Below are 19,121 nucleotides of genomic sequence, written 5' to 3'. Positions count from 1 at the left end.
CAAAACTAGCAGCTCCACTAGCTGCTCATAGGGCTCGTACTCGCTGCTCTCGACAAGGCGTTGGATGCGTTGGTCACCGCAACGGGCGTGCCTAGCGCGTCCGTGCGTTGCTACTTGATCGTCGCGGTCGCTCGCGCGGGCATCGGGCCGGAACACATCGGGTCCGGCGAAGTATAGGGGAGCGGATCATTGTGGGGGCATCTCGGGCGGGGACGACCGACGTCCCCCGCAATTGAGTAGCAGCCTGGTTTGGAGTCCAATCCCCAACGATCCGGAGATTGGACATGAAGAAGCGTTTCAGCGAAGAACAGATCATCGGCTTCCTGCGTGAGGCCGAGGCCGGCCTGCCGGTCTAGGAGCTGCGCCGTCGGCATGGCTTCAGCGAGGCGTCGTACTACCTGTGGCGCAGCAAGTTCGGCGGCATGAACGTGTCCGGGGCCAAACGGTTGAAGGAGCTGGAGACGGAGAATTCCCGGCTGAAGAAGCTGTTGGCCGAGCAGGTGCTTGAAAACGAAGTGATCAAGGACGTGCTGCAAAAAAAATGGTGAGCGCACCGGCCCGCCGCGAGCAGGTGCGCTACACGGCAAGCAAGGGATTGTGCGAGCGGCGCGCCTTGCGGGTCGTTGGCATGAGTGCGAGCGCGCTTCGCTACACACCGCGTGCGGATCGTAACGTCGAGTTGCGGGAACAGATCCAGGCGCTGGCGCACCGTCACAAACGCTACGGCGTGGGCATGCCTTGACCGTCTGGCGCTCAACCATGGTCTCGCGCAAGTGATCCGGACCGACAACGGCAAGGAGTTCTGCGGCAGGGCGATGGTGGCGTGGGTGCACGAACGAGGCGTGACGCTGCGGTTGATCCAGCCAGGCAAGCCGAACCAGAATGCCTACGTCGAATCGCTCAATGGGCGTCTGCGAGACGAGTGCCTCAACGAACACTGGTTCCCGACGCTGCTACATGCCCGCACGGAGATCGAGCGCTGGCGCCGGGAGTACAACGAGGAGCGACCCAAGAAAGGCATCGGCGGGCTGACGCCCGCCGCCTATGCGAAACAACTTGCGGCAAAGCCGCTACGATGAACACGGACTCCAAACAGCTCCGCTACTGAAAGCGTGGGTACGTCGCGACTCGGGTGAACGCCGGGCCGCCGCCCTGGCAGCGATACCAGGCCAACGTGCCGTACTTCAGGCGCAACAAGGCCGCCGCCTCCTGGGCGGTCAGCAGCAAGTCGTCGGGGAGTGCGTGCAGCTCGGCGAGTTCAGCGTGGGAGAACTTCTTCGGTTCGTAGGACATCTTCTGGACTCCGTGCAGGTGCGATCCCCGCCCGGCGACGTGCCGTGCGGGGACTACCTGCTTTGCGTCGCAGAGATGGGCCCGTTTGCTCCCCTCAGTCGGGGGCGGGTCTCGACTCATGTAGGCCGCCGAAAGCCTGGCGTCGGCGGCTGGTGGCGCCGACGAATCAAAACTGCCAGAGGTGCTTGCGCGTTGATACCAGCATTGCACCCGGACTCCCCGATGAGTCCGGGTCGTCCGGTTTCGTCCGGGCTGCTCGGTATCAGGCCGTGCGGACCCGGACGCGACACGGGCTGCCTGGCGAGGCCGTGTGACCCACCTCGAAGCGCTACTTGTGTGCCTCCCTATTCGTGGTTCATTCTTTGGGAATGACCCAACGAACTAAGAAATTCCGAACGGCTGCCGACCTGCTTGGCCCGCTTGTCATTGGCAATGCAGACCCCGGCAACGGCTGGCCTGGCAGCCTGATTATTCAGACGCAAGCTGGCAACGTAAACGTCGCCCTGCATGTATCTAGCGTCTCTTCGCACGCTAGAAAGCCATACGAGAAGAGGTTTCAGAACCCCGCCAGCGAGCCGCGCCCCGCTGTCTCAGACCTCAATGGAACAGCAACTCCCATCCTGCTCGGACTAGACCACTCAGCTCAGCCAAGTGTGTTTGTCGCCATAGATGGGGGTACCCGTCTAGGTAGAACTACTCGTTTCTCGATTCTGTTTCACGAGAGAATTCTTGCAGAGGCTAGGGCGAACGGCTGGGCCGTATACGAGTCCAACACTGGCGAAAAGATATACGCCTTCCTTCCAGCTCTGTTCCCTGCATTTATAGAACAGGTTCGTGCAGGCGAGATGCTGTCTGTTGTGCAGATGGTTGAAGCCGCATCTGCATCCGGTGCAGCAGACACACCACAGGATCAACCGGCGGCAATGGCTGCCGCTGCGGCGCGCGCTACGAAGGCAGTCAAGATCCTGGTCCGGAAAGCAGGTGCTGGGCGAAAGATCCGTTCAGCCTATGCCTACACCTGCGCGATGTGCGGCATTGGTTCCAACCTGCTCGAAGGAGCGCACATCTTCCCGGTGGAAGCGCCTGGTTCCACGGATGAGGTCTGGAACGGCCTGAGCTTATGCCACAACCATCACGGCGCCTTCGACCAGCACCTTATCTGGGTTGATCCTGCAACAAAGGCGATTCGACTTCACCCCTCGCTTCTGGAGGAGGCCCGCACGAACGTGGGCACGAGGCATTTCGTCGAGTCAACCCGCGAGCGACTGGAGCCTCCCACGCAACCGACCCATAGGCCTCGGCGTGAAATGTTCGAAAACCGCTATGCGCACTATGAAGGCAAATACGCATGGGCAGAATAGGCGCCGGCGGAAACTCCCATCCGGCGCCGATGAACTAGCTCAAGCTGACCTTTCTTTCAAGCTGAGCCTTCCCCGATAGGAGGGGGAACGGGTAGGTGCAAAGAATGGAATCATGCTGGATGGTTGGATGAGTTTTTGGAGACCGCACATCCCAGCGCATGGCACGGAGTTGAGAAATCAAGTCCGACATCTCAGATTTCTTGGCCCCAAGAATGTCCGCAACGGCCTTCTGAGTCATGAAGGCTCCCGAGTTCTCCGAACAGCCAAAGAACTCGATGGCGCTTTCTAGCAGCGATTTCTTTCGACCTGCAAAGGCGGTCTTCACCCTGACTGTGTCTCCGCGGTTTGCGTAGTGCCCGTAAATGTCAATCAGCGTGTAGAACTGACTCCCCTTTGTTAGCGCTCCCTCAACAATGCTCCAAACCCTAAAGAGGTCCTCGAAACTATTGAGCTGAGCCGTACACTCAAGCCTATCCACATCAAGCAAGTACTTTGAAAGCCCCAAAATCTCGATAGTGACCTTCTTGGCGCCACGCTTCTGTCCGCCCACTGGACTCACGTCCAGCGTAATTAATTCGCCATTACGCCGCTCGTTGACACAGTAGTATGTTCGTCCCAACTCCATGTCCTGCATGGCCGGAAGCGTGTGCTTCGTGAAGTTGTTCTCATAACCCACGAAGTAATTCTCGATAGCTTCCGCTTTTGGCGTTTCGAACTTCAAAACATTCGGGAACCGCTTAGCAATCTCGTCTGCGGCGACCTTCTTGAAATGGTTAGTCCTCTCTCGCTGTCGCTGCCTGAAAGTTGACTCAAAACCAGGCGTCCTCACTGGGTAAGTGAGAGTACGGCGTGGCCGCAGCAGCTGCTCACGCACCGAAATCGCCACCACTTCCGCTAGCTTCGGAGGCACGGAATTTCCGATCTGCTCCACTACCTTTCCGTAGGAGCCAGCAATCTCGTAGTTGTCCGGGAACGACTGCAGCCGCTTTAGCTCGGCGACATTGAAATGTCGGTTTTTCCAATGGAACGGACCAGTGAACTTCCCGGGCTGGGCTTTTATGGTGCGTGAGGGAGAACCACGGTCAACCTTGTACAAAAAATCATGGAACTTGGAGCGCCACGCAAAGAATGGCTTCGGGTACCCCATCTCCCGCGTGAAGAATGAGTAGTTCAACCCCTCAGGCACAAGAGGCAAAAGATGGCCATACAAGCCATCGAACTCGTGATATGGCTCGTCATCATCTTGCAGATCAGAGATTGCATCCAGCACAGTGATAAGCCCCTTTCCAGAACTGGAATCGGGTCCGTGCGTCGGCTCAGGGAAAGCGAAATCCAACTCATCATGCTTGTAGCCGACGATGATTAGGCGCTCTCGATGCTGTGGCACGCCATAGTCTGCCGAGTCGACAACTTCGGCCTTCAGCTCATAACCAAGCGCAGAGAATGCCTTGCAGATCTCCCGCCAGGGACCACCACCATTGGCGCCCGGCAGACCGTAAACGTTCTCGAAAACGAAGACTTTCGGTTTTATCACTCGCAAGATGCGGCAGTAGGACTCGAAGAGGCGTCCGCGTGCATCAATGGTACCCAACACTCCTCCGGACCTACGCCCCGCCGCTGAGAAGGTCTGACAAGGAGGGCCACCGATGACGCATTCGATATCCGAGTTCGCGTAAGGCTTTGGATCGAACTCGCGAATGTCAGTGCAATACACCTTCGTCTGACCACCGAAGAACTTGCCCGTCCCCGAGTTCGCCTCGAGCGTCTTGCAGTAAGCAGACTCAAGCTCAACGCAGCCGACGATCTCAAACCCGGCGTTGTGGAAGCCAATGTCCAAGCCACCCGCGCCGGAGAACAAGCTAAGCGTCTTAATTTTCTTATGGGCACTCATAGAGCCTTCTTTCCATTCTTATTTGCTGCGATTTCAAAGAGAGTTGCCTGCGCGCCCTCGTAGTACTCGGCCACATAGCTCCTCATGAAGTCTCTGAGGACCTGAGCGGCGACTCGATCCTGGCTACGACAGGCATCTAGGAACTCCTGCCTCAGCTTCAGATCGACCCGAATCCTTAGACCACTTGATGGATTGTGCATTGCCGCACCTGGATACACAGCGTGTATCCAGATTGTATCCATTGCAGCTCGGGAGGGAAGCCTCGTGCAGGTCTAGGTTGTCTACTGTGATGGGTCGCTCTCTCGCGAGGTGAGACGGAAGGGCTCGGAAAGGACCACTCTGGGTTGGCCAAGTCTCGCGAGGCGGCGCTGCCATCTTTCCGATTCAAACCGCATGAATGCTCAAGGCACTGACGGTTCGTGTTCGAACCGTGTTCGGACGCCTTCCCGAAAAGCACTTAGGCCGCCCGAAGGCGGCCTAAGTGCTTGATAAACATGGTGCCGGAAATAGGAATCGAACCTACGACCTACGCATTACGAATGCGCCGCTCTACCAACTGAGCTATTCCGGCATGGGACGCGAATTCTAGGGAGCGGGGGACCGGCCGTCAATCGACCAGGCGCAGGCGCAGTTCCTTGGGCAGGGCGAAGACCATGCTCTCGGGCTCGCCGGCGAGCTCGCGCATGCCGTTGGCGCCCAGTTCGCGCAGTCGGTCGAGCACGCCCTGCACCAGTACGTCCGGGGCCGAGGCGCCGGCGGTCACACCGATGTGGTGGCGGCCTTCGACCCAGCGCGGGTCGATCTCGTCGGCGCCGTCGATCAGGTAGGCCTCCACCCCGTCGCGCTCGGCAAGTTCGCGCAGGCGGTTGGAGTTGGAGCTGTTGGGCGAGCCGACGACCAGCACCAGGTCGCATTCCTTCGCCAGGTCGCGCACGGCGTCCTGGCGGTTCTGGGTGGCGTAGCAGATGTCATCGTTCTTCGGGCCCTGGATCGCCGGGTACTTCTCGCGCAGCGCGGCGATGACGCCGCGGGTGTCGTCGACCGACAGCGTGGTCTGGGTCGTGTAGGCCAGGTTCTCGGGCTGGCCGACGTCGAGTGCGACCACATCGGCCTCATCCTCGACGAGGTAGATGCTGCCGGCGCCGGCCTCGGCGCGCCACTGGCCCATCGTGCCTTCGACTTCGGGATGGCCCTGGTGGCCGATCAGCACCACGTCGCGGCCGGCGCGGCAATGGCGCGCGACCTCGAAGTGCACCTTGGTCACCAGCGGACAGGTCGCGTCGAAGACCTTGAGTCGGCGCCGAGCGGCTTCCTCGCGCACGGCCTGCGAGACGCCGTGTGCGCTGAAGATCACGGTCACGCCGTCGGGCACTTCATCGAGCTCCTCGACGAAGATCGCGCCGCGGCGCTTGAGGTCCTCGACCACGAACCGGTTGTGCACGACTTCGTGGCGCACGTAGATCGGCGCGCCCAGCGTCTCGATCGCGCGCTTGACGATCTCGATCGCGCGGTCGACGCCGGCGCAGAAGCCGCGGGGGTTGGCGAGGACGATATCCATGAGATGCGCAGTCTACCGGAGGCGGCGGTTCCGAAGCGGAACGGCGGCAGGACGGCGTGTCTTCTGCGCGACGCTGAACGCTCGCGTGACGCGGTTAGCGCCTCCCCCCGCCCGGGCGGTTGGCTGCGCTGGCGACCTCCCGGAGCGATGCGAACCAAGCGCGCCCCCATCCCAGCCTTCCACCCGTAACGGGTGCAATGCCCCGCCTGCGGGAGAAGGGGCGGCAATCGCGGCCTGTCAGATCCCGCGTAAGAGCGCTGATCACATGGCTTGGCGGCGGAAGCTACTTCTTTTTCGCCGGGAAGAAGCCGAACAGGGCGATCCCGATCGCGCCGCCGACGATCGCCGCATCAGCGAGGTTGAACGCCGGCCAGTAGTGGTCGCGCCAGTGCCACTGGATGAAATCGACGACGTGGCCGTGGATCTGACGGTCGATGACATTGCCCAGTGCGCCGCCGATCACCAGCGCGAACGGCAGCGCGGTGCGCCAGTCGCGCCGCGGGGTCCTGGCCAGCCAGACGGCCAGGACCCCGCTGATGACGATCGCCAGGATCGTGAAGAACCACTTCTGCCAGCCGCCAGCATCGGCCAGGAAGCTGAACGCCGCGCCGGTGTTGTAGGTGCGGTACCAGTTCCAGAATCCTTCAATGACCGGGATCGCGGTGTATTCGGGCAGCGAGGTCAGCACCCACCACTTGGTCAGCTGGTCGAGCGCGATCACCACCACCGAGAGCGTCAGCCACGGCAGCGCGTTGGGGACGGGACGGGCCATCAGAACCACCTCCGGGTCTCGCCGCCGCCATCGCGGCCGTCGCTCGCGATGTTCTCCACGCAACGGCCGCACAGCCCCGCGTGCTCGGCGTGCGCGCCGACATCGGCGCGGCGCTGCCAGCAGCGCACGCACTTGGGCTTGTCGGTGGCGCGTGCGGACACGCCGATCGCCGTCGCGCTGGGGTCGTCGACCAGGGTCACGTCGCCGCTGATCAGCAGGAAACGCAATTCGTCGACCACCGGCGAGAGCCAGTTGGCGTCGGCAACGCCGCAGCGCAGTTCGATCTCGGCATCGAGTGCGGCGCCGATCTCGCCGCTGGCGCGCATCGGTTCGAGCACCTTGGCCACACGCTCGCGCAGCTCCAGCACGCGCTCGAAATCCTGCGGCCCCCAATCGGCGTCGCCATCGAGCAAGGTCAGTCCGGTATACCAGGTCGCGAACTGCACATTGGCCTCGCGCGTGCCCTGCGCCGGTGCGGGCAGATAGCCCCACATCTCATCGGCGGTGAAGCTGAGCACCGGCGCGACCCAGCGCACGAAGGCTTCGGCGATGTGGTACATCGCGGTCTGCGCGCTGCGCCGCCCGACCGAATGCTCGGGCATCGTGTACAGGCGGTCCTTGGTCACGTCGAGGTACAGCGAGCCCAGGTCGACGCTGCAGAAGTTCGACAGCGCCTGGACGATCTCGGCGAAGTCGTAGCGCGCGTACGCGTCCTCGACGCGCGCCTGCAACTGGGCGGCGCGATGCACGATCCAGCGGTCGAGCGCGACCATGTCCTGCGGCGCGACGAGATCGCTCGCCGGCGTGAACCCGGCGAGGTTGCCGAGCAGGAAGCGCGCGGTGTTGCGGATGCGGCGGTAGGCGTCGGCGGTGCGCTTGAGGATCTCCTGCGACAGCGACATCTCGTTGCTGTAGTCGGCCGAGGCGATCCACAGGCGCAGGATGTCGGCGCCCAGCGTCTTCATGATGTCCTGGGGCTCGATGCCGTTGCCCAGCGACTTGGACATCTTGCGGCCGTGCTCATCGACGGTGAAGCCGTGCGTCAGGCACTGCCGGTACGGCGCCGCTTTGTCGATCGCCACGCCGGTCAGCAGCGAGGACTGGAACCAGCCGCGGTGCTGGTCGGAGCCCTCGAGGTAGAGGTCGGCCGGCTTCGGGTACCCGCGCGCGCGCAGCACCGCTTCGTGGGTGACGCCCGAGTCGAACCAGACATCGAGGATGTCGGTGATCCTGTCGTAGTCGGCCGCATCACTGCCGAGCAGCTCGGTCGCATCGAGCGTGTACCAGATGTCGACGCCGTGCTGTTCGACGCGGTCGGCGACCGCGCGCATCAGTTCGACCGTGCGCGGATGCGGCTCGCCGGTTTCGCGGTGCACGAACAGCGCGATCGGCACGCCCCAGGTGCGCTGGCGCGAGATCGTCCAGTCCGGGCGGCCCTCGACCATGCCGGCGATGCGCGCCTGCCCCCAGGCCGGGTACCAGGTCACGCCCTCGATCGCGGCGAGCGCATCGGCGCGCAGCCCGCCCTGCTCCATCGAGATGAACCACTGCGGCGTGGCGCGGAACGCGATCGGCGTCTTGTGGCGCCAGCAGTGCGGATAGCTGTGTTCGAGCTTCGCGAACGCCAGCAGGCTGCCCTGCGCGCGCAGCGCGTCGACGATGATGTCGTTGGCCTTCCAGATGTGCAGGCCGGCCAGTGCGGTGTCGCCGATCGGCGGCGTCGACGGCAGGTAGACGCCGCGGCCGTCGACCGGGTTGAGCTGCGCGGCGCTGTAGCGCTCGAGCAGGCCGTAGGCCTTGCCGACGAGGTAGTCCTCCTGGCCGTGGCCGGGCGCGGTGTGGACCGCGCCGGTGCCGTCCTCGGCCGAGACGTGATCGCCGAGGATCACCGGGATATCGCGCTCGGCATAGAAGGGATGGCCAAGCACCAGGTGCTCGAGCGCGCTGCCGGCCACGCGGCCGTGCACGACGATGTCGCCTTCGATGCCGTAGCGGCGCAGCGCGTTCTCGGCCAGCGCATCGGCCAGCACCAGCCAGCGGCGGTGACCATCCTGCGCCGGCGGGCCTTCGACCAGCGCGTACTCGAGCTCGGCGCCCAGCGACACCGCCAGCGACGCCGGCAGTGTCCACGGCGTCGTGGTCCAGATCGGCAGCGCGACCTCGACACCGGCCGGCAGCGTGGCGCCGAACGCGCGCGCGAACGCCGCGGCATCGCGGGCGACATAGGCGACGTCGAGCGCCGGCGAGACCTTGTCGGCGTATTCGATCTCGGCCTCGGCCAGCGCCGAACCGCAGTCGAAGCACCAGTGCACCGGCTTGACCCCGCGGGTCAGATGGCCGTTGTCGACGATCTTCGCCAATGCGCGGATCTCATCGGCCTCGAAGCGGAAGTCCAGCGTGCGATAGGGATTGTCCCAGTCGCCGATCACGCCAAGGCGCTTGAAGTCGCGGCGCTGGATGTCGATCTGCTCGTTGGCGTACTCGCGGCATTTGCGCCGGAACTCGACCGCATCGAGCTTGACCCCGACCTTGCCCCACTTCTTCTCGATCGCGATCTCGATCGGCAGGCCGTGGCAGTCCCAGCCCGGGATGTAGGGCGCATCGAAGCCGGCCATGCCCTTTGACTTGACGATGATGTCCTTGAGGATCTTGTTGACCGCGTGGCCGAGGTGGATCGCGCCGTTCGCGTACGGCGGGCCGTCGTGCAGCATGAACAGCGGACGGCCGCGCGCATGCTCGCGCAACTGTGCGTACAGGTCGGTCTCCTCCCAGCGCGCCAGCATCGCCGGCTCGCGCTTGGGCAGGTCGCCGCGCATCGGAAAGTCGGTCGCCGGCAGGTGGATCGTCGACTTGTAGGGGTTTGGAGAGTTGTCGGCCTGGGCGCTCACGCGTCGTCCTGTCGTTGCGGTTCTTGTCGTGGAGGGGCGCCGGCGGTCGCCTCGGCGAGCAGGGTCCGGGCGCGCACGGCGTCCAGATCCATCTGCGCGACCAGGGCGGGCAGGTCGTCGAACTTTTCCTCGTCGCGCAGTCGCGCGACGAACTCGACCTCGATCCTGCGCCCGTACAGGTCGCCGTCGAAATCGAACAGATGGGCCTCGAGCAGCGGCTCGACGCCACCGACCGTGGGCCGGGTGCCGAAACTCGAGACCGAAGGCCACGGGGCATCGCCGACGCCGTGCACGCGCGTGGCGTAGATGCCGCGCAGGGCCGGCACCTTGCCGCCGAAGCGCAGGTTCGCGGTCGGGTAACCGAGCGTGCGGCCGAGTTGCTGGCCGCGCACCACCCGGCCGGAGACCGCGTACGGGCGTCCGAGCAAGCGGGCAGCGTGGATGAAATCGCCGGCCACGAGCGCGGCCCGGATATGCGTGCTCGACACCCGCTCGCCGTCGATCGCCAGCGGCGCGATCTCGCCGGCGACGAAGCCGGCCTCGCGCCCCAGCGCCTGCAGCGTCGCCAGATCGCCGGCGCGCCGGTGCCCGAACCGGAAGCCCGGCCCGACCCAGACCTCGCGTGCGCCCAACCGCGCCAGCAGCACCTGCTCGACGAAGGCCTCGGGCGACATCGCCGCCATCCGCGCATCGAAGCGCAGCAGGCCGACGACGTCTGCACCGAGTGCGCGTAGGCCCTCGATCTTCGCCCGCACCGGCCCCAACCGCGGCGGCGGTGCGTCTGCGGCGAAGAACTCACGCGGCAGCGGTTCGAAGCTCAATGCCGCGACCGCGACGCCCAGGGCCTGCGCGCGCGCCACCGCGTGGCGCACCAGCGCCTGGTGCCCGAGGTGCAGGCCGTCGAACGCCCCGATGCAGACCACGCTGCCGTCGGCACACTCGGACCCGCCGGCGATGTCGCGGAACAGCCTGCTCATGGCGTCTCGTCGGGGCGGAAGCGGCGTCGGGCGCCGCCTTCCGGAAGGTGACCGGAGATTATAGCGGGCGCGGCCGCCACGCCGCAGACCGCAAGGACCCGCCCGCTGCGACAGTCAGTGCCGCAGGTGCCGCGGCCGCAACCCCAACGCCACCATCGCGAGGCCGTAGGCGGCCGCACCGGCGCCGATCACCAGCGCCAGCCAGGCGATCCGGTGCTGCCAGCCGCTGATCGCGGTCCATTCGCCGATCCAGCCGCGCAGTGCGAGCACCGCCGCAGCCATCGCCACGCAGGCGCCGGCCAGCCGCAGCAGGTAGCGCCCCCAACCCGGCTCGGGCACGAAGATCGCGCGCTGGCGCAGGTAGCGCCACAGCAGCGCCGCATTGACCACGCCCGCCAGCGCTGTTGCCAGCGCGATGCCACCGTGCGCGCCGGGCACCGCGTAGAACCACAGCGGCGTGGTCAGCGCGACGGTGAGTGCGACATTGGCCGCGACCGTCCAGATCGCCGCGCGCATCGGCGTCCTGGTGTCCTGGCGGGCGTAGAACGCCGGGGCCAGCACCTTGCTGAGCATGAAAGCCGGCACGCCCAGACTCATCGCGGTCAGACTGACCGCGGCCATTCGCGTGTCGTAGGCGCCGAATGCGCCGTAGTTGTAGACGGTCGCAGTGATCGGCTCGGCCAGCAGCAGCAGGCCCAGACCAGCCGGCACGCCAGCCAGCAATGCCATGCGCAGGCCCCAGTCCAGCGACTGGCTGTAGCCCTGCGCGTCCTGGGCCGCATGCCGACGCGAGAGGTGCGGCAGGATCACCGTGCCCAGCGCGACGCCGAACAGGCCGAGCGGGAACTCGATCAGCCGATCCGAGTAGTACAGCCAGTCGACGCTGCCGCTGGCCAGCAGCGAGGCGAACGCGGTGCCCACGATCAGGTTGACCTGGGCGACCGACGAGGAGAACAGCGTCGGCAGCATCAGCCGCCCGACCTTGCGCACCTCGGCATGGCCGAAGCCGGGACGCAGCCGCGGCCGCAGGCCCAGCCGGCCCAACGCCGGCCACAGCAGCGCCAACTGCAGGAAACCGGCGATCAGCACGCCCCAGGCCAGGCCCTGCGGCGGCAGCGCGAAGCGCGGCGCCAGCCACAGCATCGCGGCGATCATCGTCAGGTTGTGCAGCACCGGCGTGAACGCCGGCAAGCCGAAGCGGCCGTGACTGTTGAGGATGGACGCGGCCAGCGACATCAGCGAGATGAACAACAGGTACGGGAAGGTGATCCGCAGCATCTGCGCGGTCTGCGCCAGCAGTTCAGGCTGGTCGGCCCACCCCGGCGCGAACAGCCGCGCGACCAACGGCGCCAGCAACATGCCCGCCGCGCAGACCACCAGCACCACTGCGCACAACGCGCCGGCCATGTGGTCGACGAAGGACTTGAGCGCCGCCCGGTCGCCGCGCTCCTTGATCTCGTTGAGCACCGGCACGAAGGCCATCGCCATCGAGCCCTCGGCGAACACCCGGCGCAGGAAATTGGGGATGCGATAGGCGACAATGAAGGCGCTCATCGCTCCGCCGGTCCCGAACAGCGTCGCCTGCAGCATGTCGCGCGCGAAGCCGGCGATGCGCGACAGCAGGGTCATCGCGCTGAACACCGCGCTCGAGCGCAGCAGCCCGCCTCGGGCCTTGGGCGCGACGGCCGCCGGATCGGGCGCGGTCACCGTCGCAGTCCGTTCAGGCCGGGCCTGTTGACGCAAGTATATGAAAGCACCATAATTTCCTGCTCAAATTTCCATTGGTCCGGCCAAGCCGGATTTTCACACGTCCAGCTTCCAGGAATCCATCGTGGCAAACATCAAGTCCGCCAAGAAGCGCGCCAAGCAGACCGTCGTGCGCAACGCGCGCAACTCCGCCCAGCGCTCGCAGCTCCGCACCGCCGTCAAGAAGGTGCTCAAGGCGCTCGACGCCAACGACGCCGCCGGCGCGCAGGAGGCATTCAATGTCGCCCAGCCGATCCTCGACCGTTTCAGCTCGCGCGGCCTGATCCACAAGAACAAGGCGGCCCGCCACAAGAGCCGCCTGTCGGCCCGCATCAAGGCACTCAAGGCCGCTGCCTGAGCCCTGCCCGGCCGCCCCGGCGGTCGATGCGAAAAAAAACCCGGCTCCGGCCGGGTTTTTTGTTGGTCTTCGCCAAGTCAGAGAATCCTGCTTCTGCTCGCTCCATCACGGCGCTCTTCTTCGGAGCGCACGTCGGAGCCCACGTCGCGCCGGCCAGGGACCATTCCCCCGGCTCGGCAAGCACGGCAACGCACGCCGGGCGTTTGCGAAATCGCGCGCAGTGCCGCGCAGGCGACTTCGCTCACCATGGCCCGCCATCGCAACCCCGACCAGCACGACGCCCTGAGGCCGACAGCCCCCGGCTTCTACCTACGGGCGACCCTGCAGCCAACCGAAGCCGAGTTGCCGACACCTGCGACAGCGGACTGACAGTCGGTGGCCGCGCCAAGCGCGCCATGGATGGCGCGCGCCCGAGTCAGGACAGGATGTCCTGACCGAGGGGAGAGCGGCTTCCGGCTGGCAGGCCGCTGCCTATCGAAAATGGAACTCCCACCCCTCACCTCGATGGTGGACTTTCTGTAGCGCCAGGGCCCCTCATCAGAAGTACGGGCATCAGAAATACGGAACCCGGCCTGCGGCCGGGCTCCGGTGATCACGCCAAGGCGCCCCGCATCGTCAGACCGCGTCGGCCGCTTCGCGCGCCTGCCGATCGAGCTCGTCGAGCGCGGCCTGCACCTTGAGCATCACCTCGCGCGTGCCCTCGTGCGCCAGACCCGAGATCAGGAACCACGGGCCCGTCCACGCCAGCGCTTCGACGATCCGCGCCGCCTCGGCCTGCGCCTCATCGGGCAGCAGCGTGTCGGCCTTGTTGATCAGCAGCCAGCGCGGCTTGTCGAGCAATGCCGCGTCGAACTTGCCGAGCTCGTGCTCGATCGCGCGCACCTGATCGACCGCATCGCTGCCGTCGAGCGGCGCGATCTCCACCAGATGCAGCAACAGCCGGGTGCGCTGGATGTGGCGCAGGAACAGCGCCCCCAGGCCCGCACCGTCGGCCGCGCCCTCGATCAGGCCCGGGATGTCGGCGATCACGAAGCTGCGCGCCGGCTCGACGCTGACCACGCCCAGGTTCGGATACAGCGTGGTGAACGGATAGTCGGCCACCTTCGGCGTCGCCGCCGAGACCGCGCGGATCAGCGTGCTCTTGCCGGCGTTCGGAAAGCCCAGCAGACCGACATCGGCCAGCAGTTTGAGCTCGAGCCGCAGCGTGCGCTCCTCGCCGCCCTCGCCCGGCGTCGACTGGCGCGGCGAGCGGTTGGTCGAACTCTTGAAGTGCATGTTGCCCAGGCCGCCCTTGCCGCCGCGCGCCACCAGCAGCCGCTGGCCGTGCGCGGTCAGATCGCCGATGACCTCGTCGGTGGTGACGTTGTGCACAACAGTGCCCACCGGCACCACGATCACCAGATCGTCGCCGCCCTTGCCGTACATCTGCCGGCCCATGCCGTTCTCGCCGCGCTGCGCGCGGTACATCGTCTGGTGGCGGAAATCGACCAGGGTATTGAGGTTCTCGTCAGCAACCAGCCAGACGCTGCCGCCGTCACCGCCATCGCCGCCGTCCGGGCCGCCGAGCGGAATGAACTTCTCACGCCGGAACCCGACGCAGCCATTGCCGCCGTTGCCGGCAGTGACGGTGATTTCGACTTCGTCGACTAACTTCATGGGATTGGGAATTCGGAAGTGGGATTGGGAAATGCGGGGCGACGGCAGTCTACCTGCCTCGTCCTCGTGGACCGGCCCTGGACATGCGGCGCGCGTATGCGACGCCCGCATCTCCATTCCCGAATCCCGTCTTTCTGGCCGGCAGCGCCCACCAGAAAGACGAAACCCCGCCGGAGCGGGGCTTCGTGCCGGACGAACGTCGCGCGAGATTACTGCGCAGCGACGACGTTGACGGTGCGGCGGTTCTTCGGACCCTTGGTCGTGAACTCGACCTTGCCGTCGACCAGCGCGTACAGCGTGTGGTCGCGACCCAGGCCGACGCCGCTACCCGGATGGAACTGGGTGCCGCGCTGACGCACGATGATGTTGCCGGCTTCGATGGCCTGGCCACCATAGATCTTGACGCCGAGGTACTTCGGGTTGGAGTCGCGGCCGTTGCGCGAGGAACCTACGCCCTTTTTGTGTGCCATGCCTGCTGCTCCTTACTTGCTGCCACCGGCGATGCCGGTGATCTCGATTTCGGTGTAGTACTGACGGTGCCCCTGCCGCTTCATGTGGTGCTTGCGGCGGCGGAACTTGATGATGCGGATCTTCTCGGCGCGGCCGTGCGACTTGATCGTCGCGCTGACGCTGGCGCCGGCGAGCGCATCGCCGAGCTTCACGCCGTCGGCGTCGCCGAGCAGCAGTACGTTGTCGAACTTGATCTCGCTGCCGACGTCGCCGTCGAGCTTCTCGACGCGCAGCGTCTCGCCCGCCATCACGCGGTACTGCTTGCCGCCCGTCACCAGGACTGCATAACTCATGACCAGACTTCCTCTGTAGTTATTGTGGTCGCTGCCGCCATCGAGGGCGGACAGAAGCGGAATTGTAATGCGATCAGCAGCTTGCGGTCAAACCACCGCAGACCGGACGGCCGGAGGGCCGTCCGGCAGGGCAAGCCGCCGCCCCGGACGCCTGAACCGCCTCGTCTCACGGTCTGCGACCAGCCCCCGTCACACTGGCGTTCGGCCGATTTGCCCCCAAATGACCGGCTCGGTAGTCTGACCGATTGCCCGTTCCCGCACCCCCAAGGGTGCGTGCGTGCCTCCCCCGCCCTCCAACCGGACCTGACGTCGATGGCGATGGACACCATCCGCATTCGCGGTGCCCGTACCCACAATCTCAAGAACATCGATCTCGACCTGCCGCGCGACCAGCTGATCGTCATCACCGGCCTGTCGGGCTCGGGCAAGTCGTCGCTGGCGTTCGACACGATCTACGCCGAAGGCCAGCGCCGCTACGTCGAGTCGCTGTCGTCCTACGCGCGGCAGTTCCTCAGCGTGATGGAGAAGCCCGATCTCGACCACATCGAGGGCCTGAGCCCGGCGATCTCGATCGAGCAGAAGTCGACCTCGCACAACCCGCGCTCGACCGTCGGCACGATCACCGAGATCTACGACTACCTGCGCCTGCTCTATGCGCGCGTCGGCAGCCCGCGCTGTCCCGACCACGGCTACCCGCTCGAGGCGCAGACCGTCAGCCAGATGGTCGACCAGGTGCTGGGCCTGGACCCGGAGCAGCGCTGGATGCTGCTGGCGCCGGTCGTGCGCGACCGCAAGGGCGAGCATGCGCAGGTCTTCGAGCAACTGCGTGCCCAGGGCTATGTGCGCGTGCGCGTGGACGGCGAGCTGTACGAGATCGACGCGCTGCCGACGCTGGCGCTGCGCCAGAAGCACACCATCGAGGCGGTCATCGACCGCTTCAAAGTGCGCGAGGACATGAAGCAGCGGCTGGCCGAATCCTTCGAGACCGCGCTCAAGCTCGGCGAGGGCATGGCCTCGGTGCAGGCGATCGACGATGCGTCGATCCCGCCGCAGCTGTTCTCGTCCAAGTACAGCTGCCCGGTCTGCGACTACGCGCTGCCCGAGCTCGAGCCGCGGCTGTTCTCGTTCAACGCGCCGATGGGCGCCTGCCAGACCTGCGACGGCCTGGGCATGAGCGAGTTCTTCGATCCCGACCGCGTGGTCGTGCATCCCGAACTGTCGCTGGCCGCCGGCGCGGTGCGCGGCTGGGACCGTCGCAACGCCTACTACTTCCAGCTGATCCAGTCGCTGGCCCGCCACTACAAGTTCGACGTCGACGCGCCGTGGCAGGACCTGCCGCAGGTCTCGCGCGATGCGGTGCTGCTGGGCAGCGGCGAGGAGACGATCACCTTCACCTACATCACCGACTCGGGGGCGCGCACCCAGCGCAAGCACCGGTTCGAGGGCATCGTGCCGAACCTGGAGCGGCGCTATCGCGAGACCGAGTCGGCCGCGGTGCGCGAGGAGCTGGCCAAGTTCATCAGCGAGCGGCCCTGCCCCGACTGCGGCGGCGCGCGGCTCAACCGCTCGGCGCGCAACGTGTTCGTCGCCGACCGCCCGCTGCAATCGCTGGTGGTGCTGCCTATCGACGAGGCGCTGGCGTTCTTCGAGAGTCTGGAGCTGCCGGGCTGGCGCGGCGAGATCGCCGCCAAGATCGTCAAGGAGATCGGCGAGCGGCTGAGCTTCCTGGTCGACGTCGGCCTCGACTACCTGACCCTCGAACGCAAGGCCGACACGCTGTCGGGCGGCGAGGCGCAGCGCATCCGGCTGGCCTCGCAGATCGGCGCCGGTCTGGTCGGCGTGATGTACGTGCTCGACGAGCCGTCGATCGGCCTGCACCAGCGCGACAACGAGCGCCTGCTCGGCACGCTGACCCGGCTGCGCGACCTGGGCAACACGGTGATCGTCGTCGAGCACGACGAGGACGCGATCCGCCTGGCCGACCATATCGTCGACATCGGTCCGGGCGCCGGCGTGCACGGTGGCGAGGTCGTCGCCCAAGGCAACTACGACGATGTGCTCAAGGCCCCGCGCTCGCTGACCGGCCAGTACCTGTCGGGCAAGCGCCGGATCGAGATCCCGGCCAAGCGCCACACGCCCAACCCGAAGATGCGGCTGCGGTTGCTGGGCGCCTCGGGCAACAACCTCAAGAACGTCGACCTGACGATCCACTCGGGGCTGTTCACCGCGATCACCGGCGTCTCGGGCTCGGGCAAGTCGACGCTGATCAACGACACCCTGCACTCGCTGGCCGCCAACGAGATCAACGGCGCTTCGCACAAGGCCGCGCCCTATCGCGAGATCGAGGGTCTGGACCTGTTCGACAAGGTCGTCGACATCGACCAGTCGCCGATCGGGCGTACGCCGCGCTCCAACCCGGCGACCTACACCGGCCTGTTCACGCCACTGCGCGAACTGTTCGCCCAGGTGCCCGAGGCGCGCGCACGCGGCTACTCACCGGGCCGCTTCAGCTTCAACGTGCGCGGCGGTCGCTGCGAGGCCTGCCAGGGCGACGGCCTGCTGAAGGTCGAGATGCACTTCCTGCCCGACGTCTACGTGCCTTGCGACGTGTGCCAGGGCAAGCGCTACAACCGCGAGACGCTGGAGATCCTCTACAAGGGCCACAGCATCCACGACGTCCTGGAGATGACGGTCGAGGACGCCCTGACACTGTTCGAGCATCTGCCGCCGATCGCGCGCAAGCTCGAGACGCTGGTCGACGTCGGCCTGAGCTACGTGAAGCTCGGACAGAGCGCGACCACGCTGTCGGGCGGTGAGGCACAGCGCGTCAAACTGTCGAAGGAGCTCTCGCGCCGCGACACCGGGCGCACGCTCTACATCCTCGACGAGCCCACGACCGGCCTGCACTTCCACGACATCGAGCACCTGCTCAGCGTGCTGCACAAGCTGCGCGACGACGGCAATACGGTCGTGGTGATCGAGCACAACCTCGATGTCATCAAGACCGCCGACTGGGTCATCGATCTCGGCCCGGAGGGCGGCCACCGCGGCGGGCAGATCATCGCCGAAGGCACGCCCGAGCAGGTCGCCGCGATGCCGCAGTCGCACACCGGCCAGTTCCTCGCGCGCCTGCTGCAGACCGTGCCGGCCGAGGCCGCCGAGCCGCGGGCGGCGCGCAAGCTGGCGCGCAAGTCGACCGCGCACCTGCCCAAGCCACTGCCGCGCAAGGGCGCTTCGACCAAGGCCGCCGAGGCGGATGCTGCGGTCCGCGCGGAATTGCGCAAGACCGACACCAAGCCCAAGGCGAAGCCGGCGGCCAAGCGGGCCGGCAAGACGAGCAAGGCGAAGGGAGCCAAGGCATGAGCGAGGGGAAGGTGCTGATCCGCGTGCCGATCGAGTTGCGCTGGCGCGACCTCGACGCGTTCGACCACGTCAACAACGCGACCTTCATGACCTACCTGGAGGAAGCACGCATCCGCTGGTTCGACTCGGTCGGCGAGCCCTGGGTCACCGACGCCACCGCGCCGCTGCTGGCGGCCGTGCAGATGAATTACCGGCTGCCGATCCCCTACCCCTCGCGCATCGTCGTCGAACTGTCGGCGCAGCGCGTGGGCACGACCAGCGTCACCGTCGGCCACCGCATCGTGTCCGAAGACGGCGCCACGCTGCATGCCGACGGCCACGTGGTCGTGGTCTGGATCGACCGCGCGACCGGACGGCCGACGGCGCTGCCCGAACCGGTGCGGGCCAAGGCGCTGGCCTAAGTCGAACGCCGCGTCCACCTGGGGATCGGGGCCGCCGCCCCAGCGCGCCCGACG

15 protein-coding genes, 1 tRNA gene and 1 pseudogene are annotated in these 19,121 nt (G+C 66.1%); 5 read left to right on the top strand and 12 right to left on the bottom strand.

Annotation, left to right across the window (positions count from 1 at the left end; all coding sequences use genetic code 11):
- The first annotated feature begins 284 nt into the window (after positions 1-284).
- Positions 285-1,079: pseudogene (locus tag MNO14_RS05790) on the top strand (integrase core domain-containing protein).
- A 22-nt stretch (positions 1,080-1,101) separates the two neighbouring features.
- On the opposite strand, the gene MNO14_RS05785 reads toward MNO14_RS05790, so the two are convergent.
- The gene (locus MNO14_RS05785) at positions 1,102-1,293 is read right to left on the bottom strand and encodes a helix-turn-helix domain-containing protein (protein WP_241945779.1); all 192 of its coding nucleotides are present in this window, start codon (positions 1,291-1,293) and stop codon (positions 1,102-1,104) included.
- Between the two features lie 368 nt (positions 1,294-1,661).
- Here MNO14_RS05785 and MNO14_RS05780 point away from each other — a divergent pair, with 368 nt between their 5' ends.
- Complete coding sequence (locus MNO14_RS05780; RefSeq protein ID WP_241945778.1) at positions 1,662-2,654, top strand: HNH endonuclease signature motif containing protein; 993 nt, start codon at positions 1,662-1,664, stop codon at positions 2,652-2,654.
- A 34-nt stretch (positions 2,655-2,688) separates the two neighbouring features.
- Here the strand turns inward: MNO14_RS05780 and MNO14_RS05775 are convergent, their stop codons facing one another.
- The 8 genes from MNO14_RS05775 to murJ form a co-directional block, all read right to left on the bottom strand.
- Complete coding sequence (locus MNO14_RS05775; protein ID WP_241945777.1) at positions 2,689-4,545, bottom strand: DNA cytosine methyltransferase; 1,857 nt, start codon at positions 4,543-4,545, stop codon at positions 2,689-2,691.
- On the bottom strand, positions 4,542-4,787 hold the full coding sequence (locus tag MNO14_RS05770) for a hypothetical protein (protein ID WP_241945776.1): 246 nt from the start codon (positions 4,785-4,787) through the stop codon (positions 4,542-4,544). The genes MNO14_RS05775 and MNO14_RS05770 overlap by 4 nt, the downstream gene beginning before the upstream one ends.
- Positions 4,788-5,040: 253 nt before the next feature.
- Positions 5,041-5,116, bottom strand: a tRNA-Thr gene (locus MNO14_RS05765).
- Positions 5,117-5,152: 36 nt separating this feature from the next.
- Positions 5,153-6,103, bottom strand: a complete 951-nt coding sequence (gene ispH, locus MNO14_RS05760; protein WP_241945775.1) for a 4-hydroxy-3-methylbut-2-enyl diphosphate reductase — start codon at positions 6,101-6,103, stop codon at positions 5,153-5,155.
- 283 nt (positions 6,104-6,386) lie between these two features.
- Positions 6,387-6,878 carry a signal peptidase II gene (gene lspA, locus MNO14_RS05755; protein WP_241946274.1) on the bottom strand — a complete coding sequence of 164 codons (492 nt, stop codon included), beginning with the start codon at positions 6,876-6,878 and terminating at the stop codon, positions 6,387-6,389.
- Entirely contained in the window at positions 6,875-9,691 is a 2,817-nt protein-coding gene (gene ileS, locus MNO14_RS05750; RefSeq protein WP_241946273.1) for an isoleucine--tRNA ligase, read from the bottom strand. Before ileS ends, lspA begins: the two co-directional genes overlap by 4 nt.
- A gap of 68 nt (positions 9,692-9,759) precedes the next feature.
- Positions 9,760-10,740, bottom strand: coding sequence for a bifunctional riboflavin kinase/FAD synthetase (locus tag MNO14_RS05745; protein WP_241945774.1), 981 nt, complete (start codon positions 10,738-10,740; stop codon positions 9,760-9,762).
- A 114-nt stretch (positions 10,741-10,854) separates the two neighbouring features.
- Positions 10,855-12,369 (bottom strand): murein biosynthesis integral membrane protein MurJ, encoded by a 1,515-nt coding sequence (murJ, locus tag MNO14_RS05740; protein WP_241946272.1) that lies wholly within the window; start codon positions 12,367-12,369, stop codon positions 10,855-10,857.
- Positions 12,370-12,571: 202 nt separating this feature from the next.
- Between murJ and rpsT the strand changes: the two genes are divergently transcribed.
- Entirely contained in the window at positions 12,572-12,844 is a 273-nt protein-coding gene (gene rpsT / locus MNO14_RS05735) for a 30S ribosomal protein S20 (RefSeq protein WP_047136305.1), read from the top strand.
- Positions 12,845-13,459: 615 nt separating this feature from the next.
- Here rpsT and cgtA read toward each other — a convergent pair.
- The 3 genes from cgtA to rplU all read right to left on the bottom strand — a co-directional run bounded on the left by cgtA (position 13,460) and on the right by rplU (position 15,303).
- Positions 13,460-14,500, bottom strand: a complete 1,041-nt coding sequence (cgtA, locus tag MNO14_RS05730; RefSeq protein WP_241945773.1) for an Obg family GTPase CgtA — start codon at positions 14,498-14,500, stop codon at positions 13,460-13,462.
- A gap of 209 nt (positions 14,501-14,709) precedes the next feature.
- Complete coding sequence (gene rpmA / locus MNO14_RS05725) at positions 14,710-14,970, bottom strand: 50S ribosomal protein L27 (protein ID WP_047136307.1); 261 nt, start codon at positions 14,968-14,970, stop codon at positions 14,710-14,712.
- A gap of 12 nt (positions 14,971-14,982) precedes the next feature.
- A complete protein-coding gene (gene rplU, locus MNO14_RS05720; RefSeq protein ID WP_241945772.1) occupies positions 14,983-15,303 on the bottom strand; it encodes a 50S ribosomal protein L21 in 321 nt (106 codons plus the stop codon).
- Positions 15,304-15,615: 312 nt separating this feature from the next.
- Between rplU and uvrA the strand changes: the two genes are divergently transcribed.
- The gene (gene uvrA, locus MNO14_RS05715) at positions 15,616-18,666 is read left to right on the top strand and encodes an excinuclease ABC subunit UvrA (RefSeq protein WP_241945771.1); all 3,051 of its coding nucleotides are present in this window, start codon (positions 15,616-15,618) and stop codon (positions 18,664-18,666) included.
- Complete coding sequence (locus tag MNO14_RS05710) at positions 18,663-19,067, top strand: thioesterase family protein (protein WP_241945770.1); 405 nt, start codon at positions 18,663-18,665, stop codon at positions 19,065-19,067. Before uvrA ends, MNO14_RS05710 begins: the two co-directional genes overlap by 4 nt.
- Positions 19,068-19,121: the final 54 nt, after the last annotated feature.

This window comes from Luteimonas sp. S4-F44, from assembly GCF_022637415.1.
GTDB lineage: Bacteria > Pseudomonadota > Gammaproteobacteria > Xanthomonadales > Xanthomonadaceae > Luteimonas.
The sequence above is the reverse complement of the archived record's forward strand: the minus strand, read 5'-3'. Positions and strand labels throughout refer to the sequence as shown.

What these genes read in the sequence shown, in the direction of transcription:
- MNO14_RS05785 (WP_241945779.1), bottom strand. Translation starts at nt 1,293, where the DNA reads ATGTCCTACGAACCGAAGAAGTTCTCCCACGCTGAACTCGCCGAGCTG.
- MNO14_RS05780 (WP_241945778.1), top strand. Translation starts at nt 1,662, where the DNA reads ATGACCCAACGAACTAAGAAATTCCGAACGGCTGCCGACCTGCTTGGC.
- MNO14_RS05775 (WP_241945777.1), bottom strand. Translation starts at nt 4,545, where the DNA reads ATGAGTGCCCATAAGAAAATTAAGACGCTTAGCTTGTTCTCCGGCGCG.
- MNO14_RS05770 (WP_241945776.1), bottom strand. Translation starts at nt 4,787, where the DNA reads ATGGATACAATCTGGATACACGCTGTGTATCCAGGTGCGGCAATGCAC.
- ispH (WP_241945775.1), bottom strand. Translation starts at nt 6,103, where the DNA reads ATGGATATCGTCCTCGCCAACCCCCGCGGCTTCTGCGCCGGCGTCGAC.
- ileS (WP_241946273.1), bottom strand. Translation starts at nt 9,691, where the DNA reads ATGCGCGGCGACCTGCCCAAGCGCGAGCCGGCGATGCTGGCGCGCTGG.
- MNO14_RS05745 (WP_241945774.1), bottom strand. Translation starts at nt 10,740, where the DNA reads ATGAGCAGGCTGTTCCGCGACATCGCCGGCGGGTCCGAGTGTGCCGAC.
- murJ (WP_241946272.1), bottom strand. Translation starts at nt 12,369, where the DNA reads ATGACCCTGCTGTCGCGCATCGCCGGCTTCGCGCGCGACATGCTGCAG.
- cgtA (WP_241945773.1), bottom strand. Translation starts at nt 14,500, where the DNA reads ATGAAGTTAGTCGACGAAGTCGAAATCACCGTCACTGCCGGCAACGGC.
- rpmA (WP_047136307.1), bottom strand. Translation starts at nt 14,970, where the DNA reads ATGGCACACAAAAAGGGCGTAGGTTCCTCGCGCAACGGCCGCGACTCC.
- rplU (WP_241945772.1), bottom strand. Translation starts at nt 15,303, where the DNA reads ATGAGTTATGCAGTCCTGGTGACGGGCGGCAAGCAGTACCGCGTGATG.
- uvrA (WP_241945771.1), top strand. Translation starts at nt 15,616, where the DNA reads ATGGCGATGGACACCATCCGCATTCGCGGTGCCCGTACCCACAATCTC.
- MNO14_RS05710 (WP_241945770.1), top strand. Translation starts at nt 18,663, where the DNA reads ATGAGCGAGGGGAAGGTGCTGATCCGCGTGCCGATCGAGTTGCGCTGG.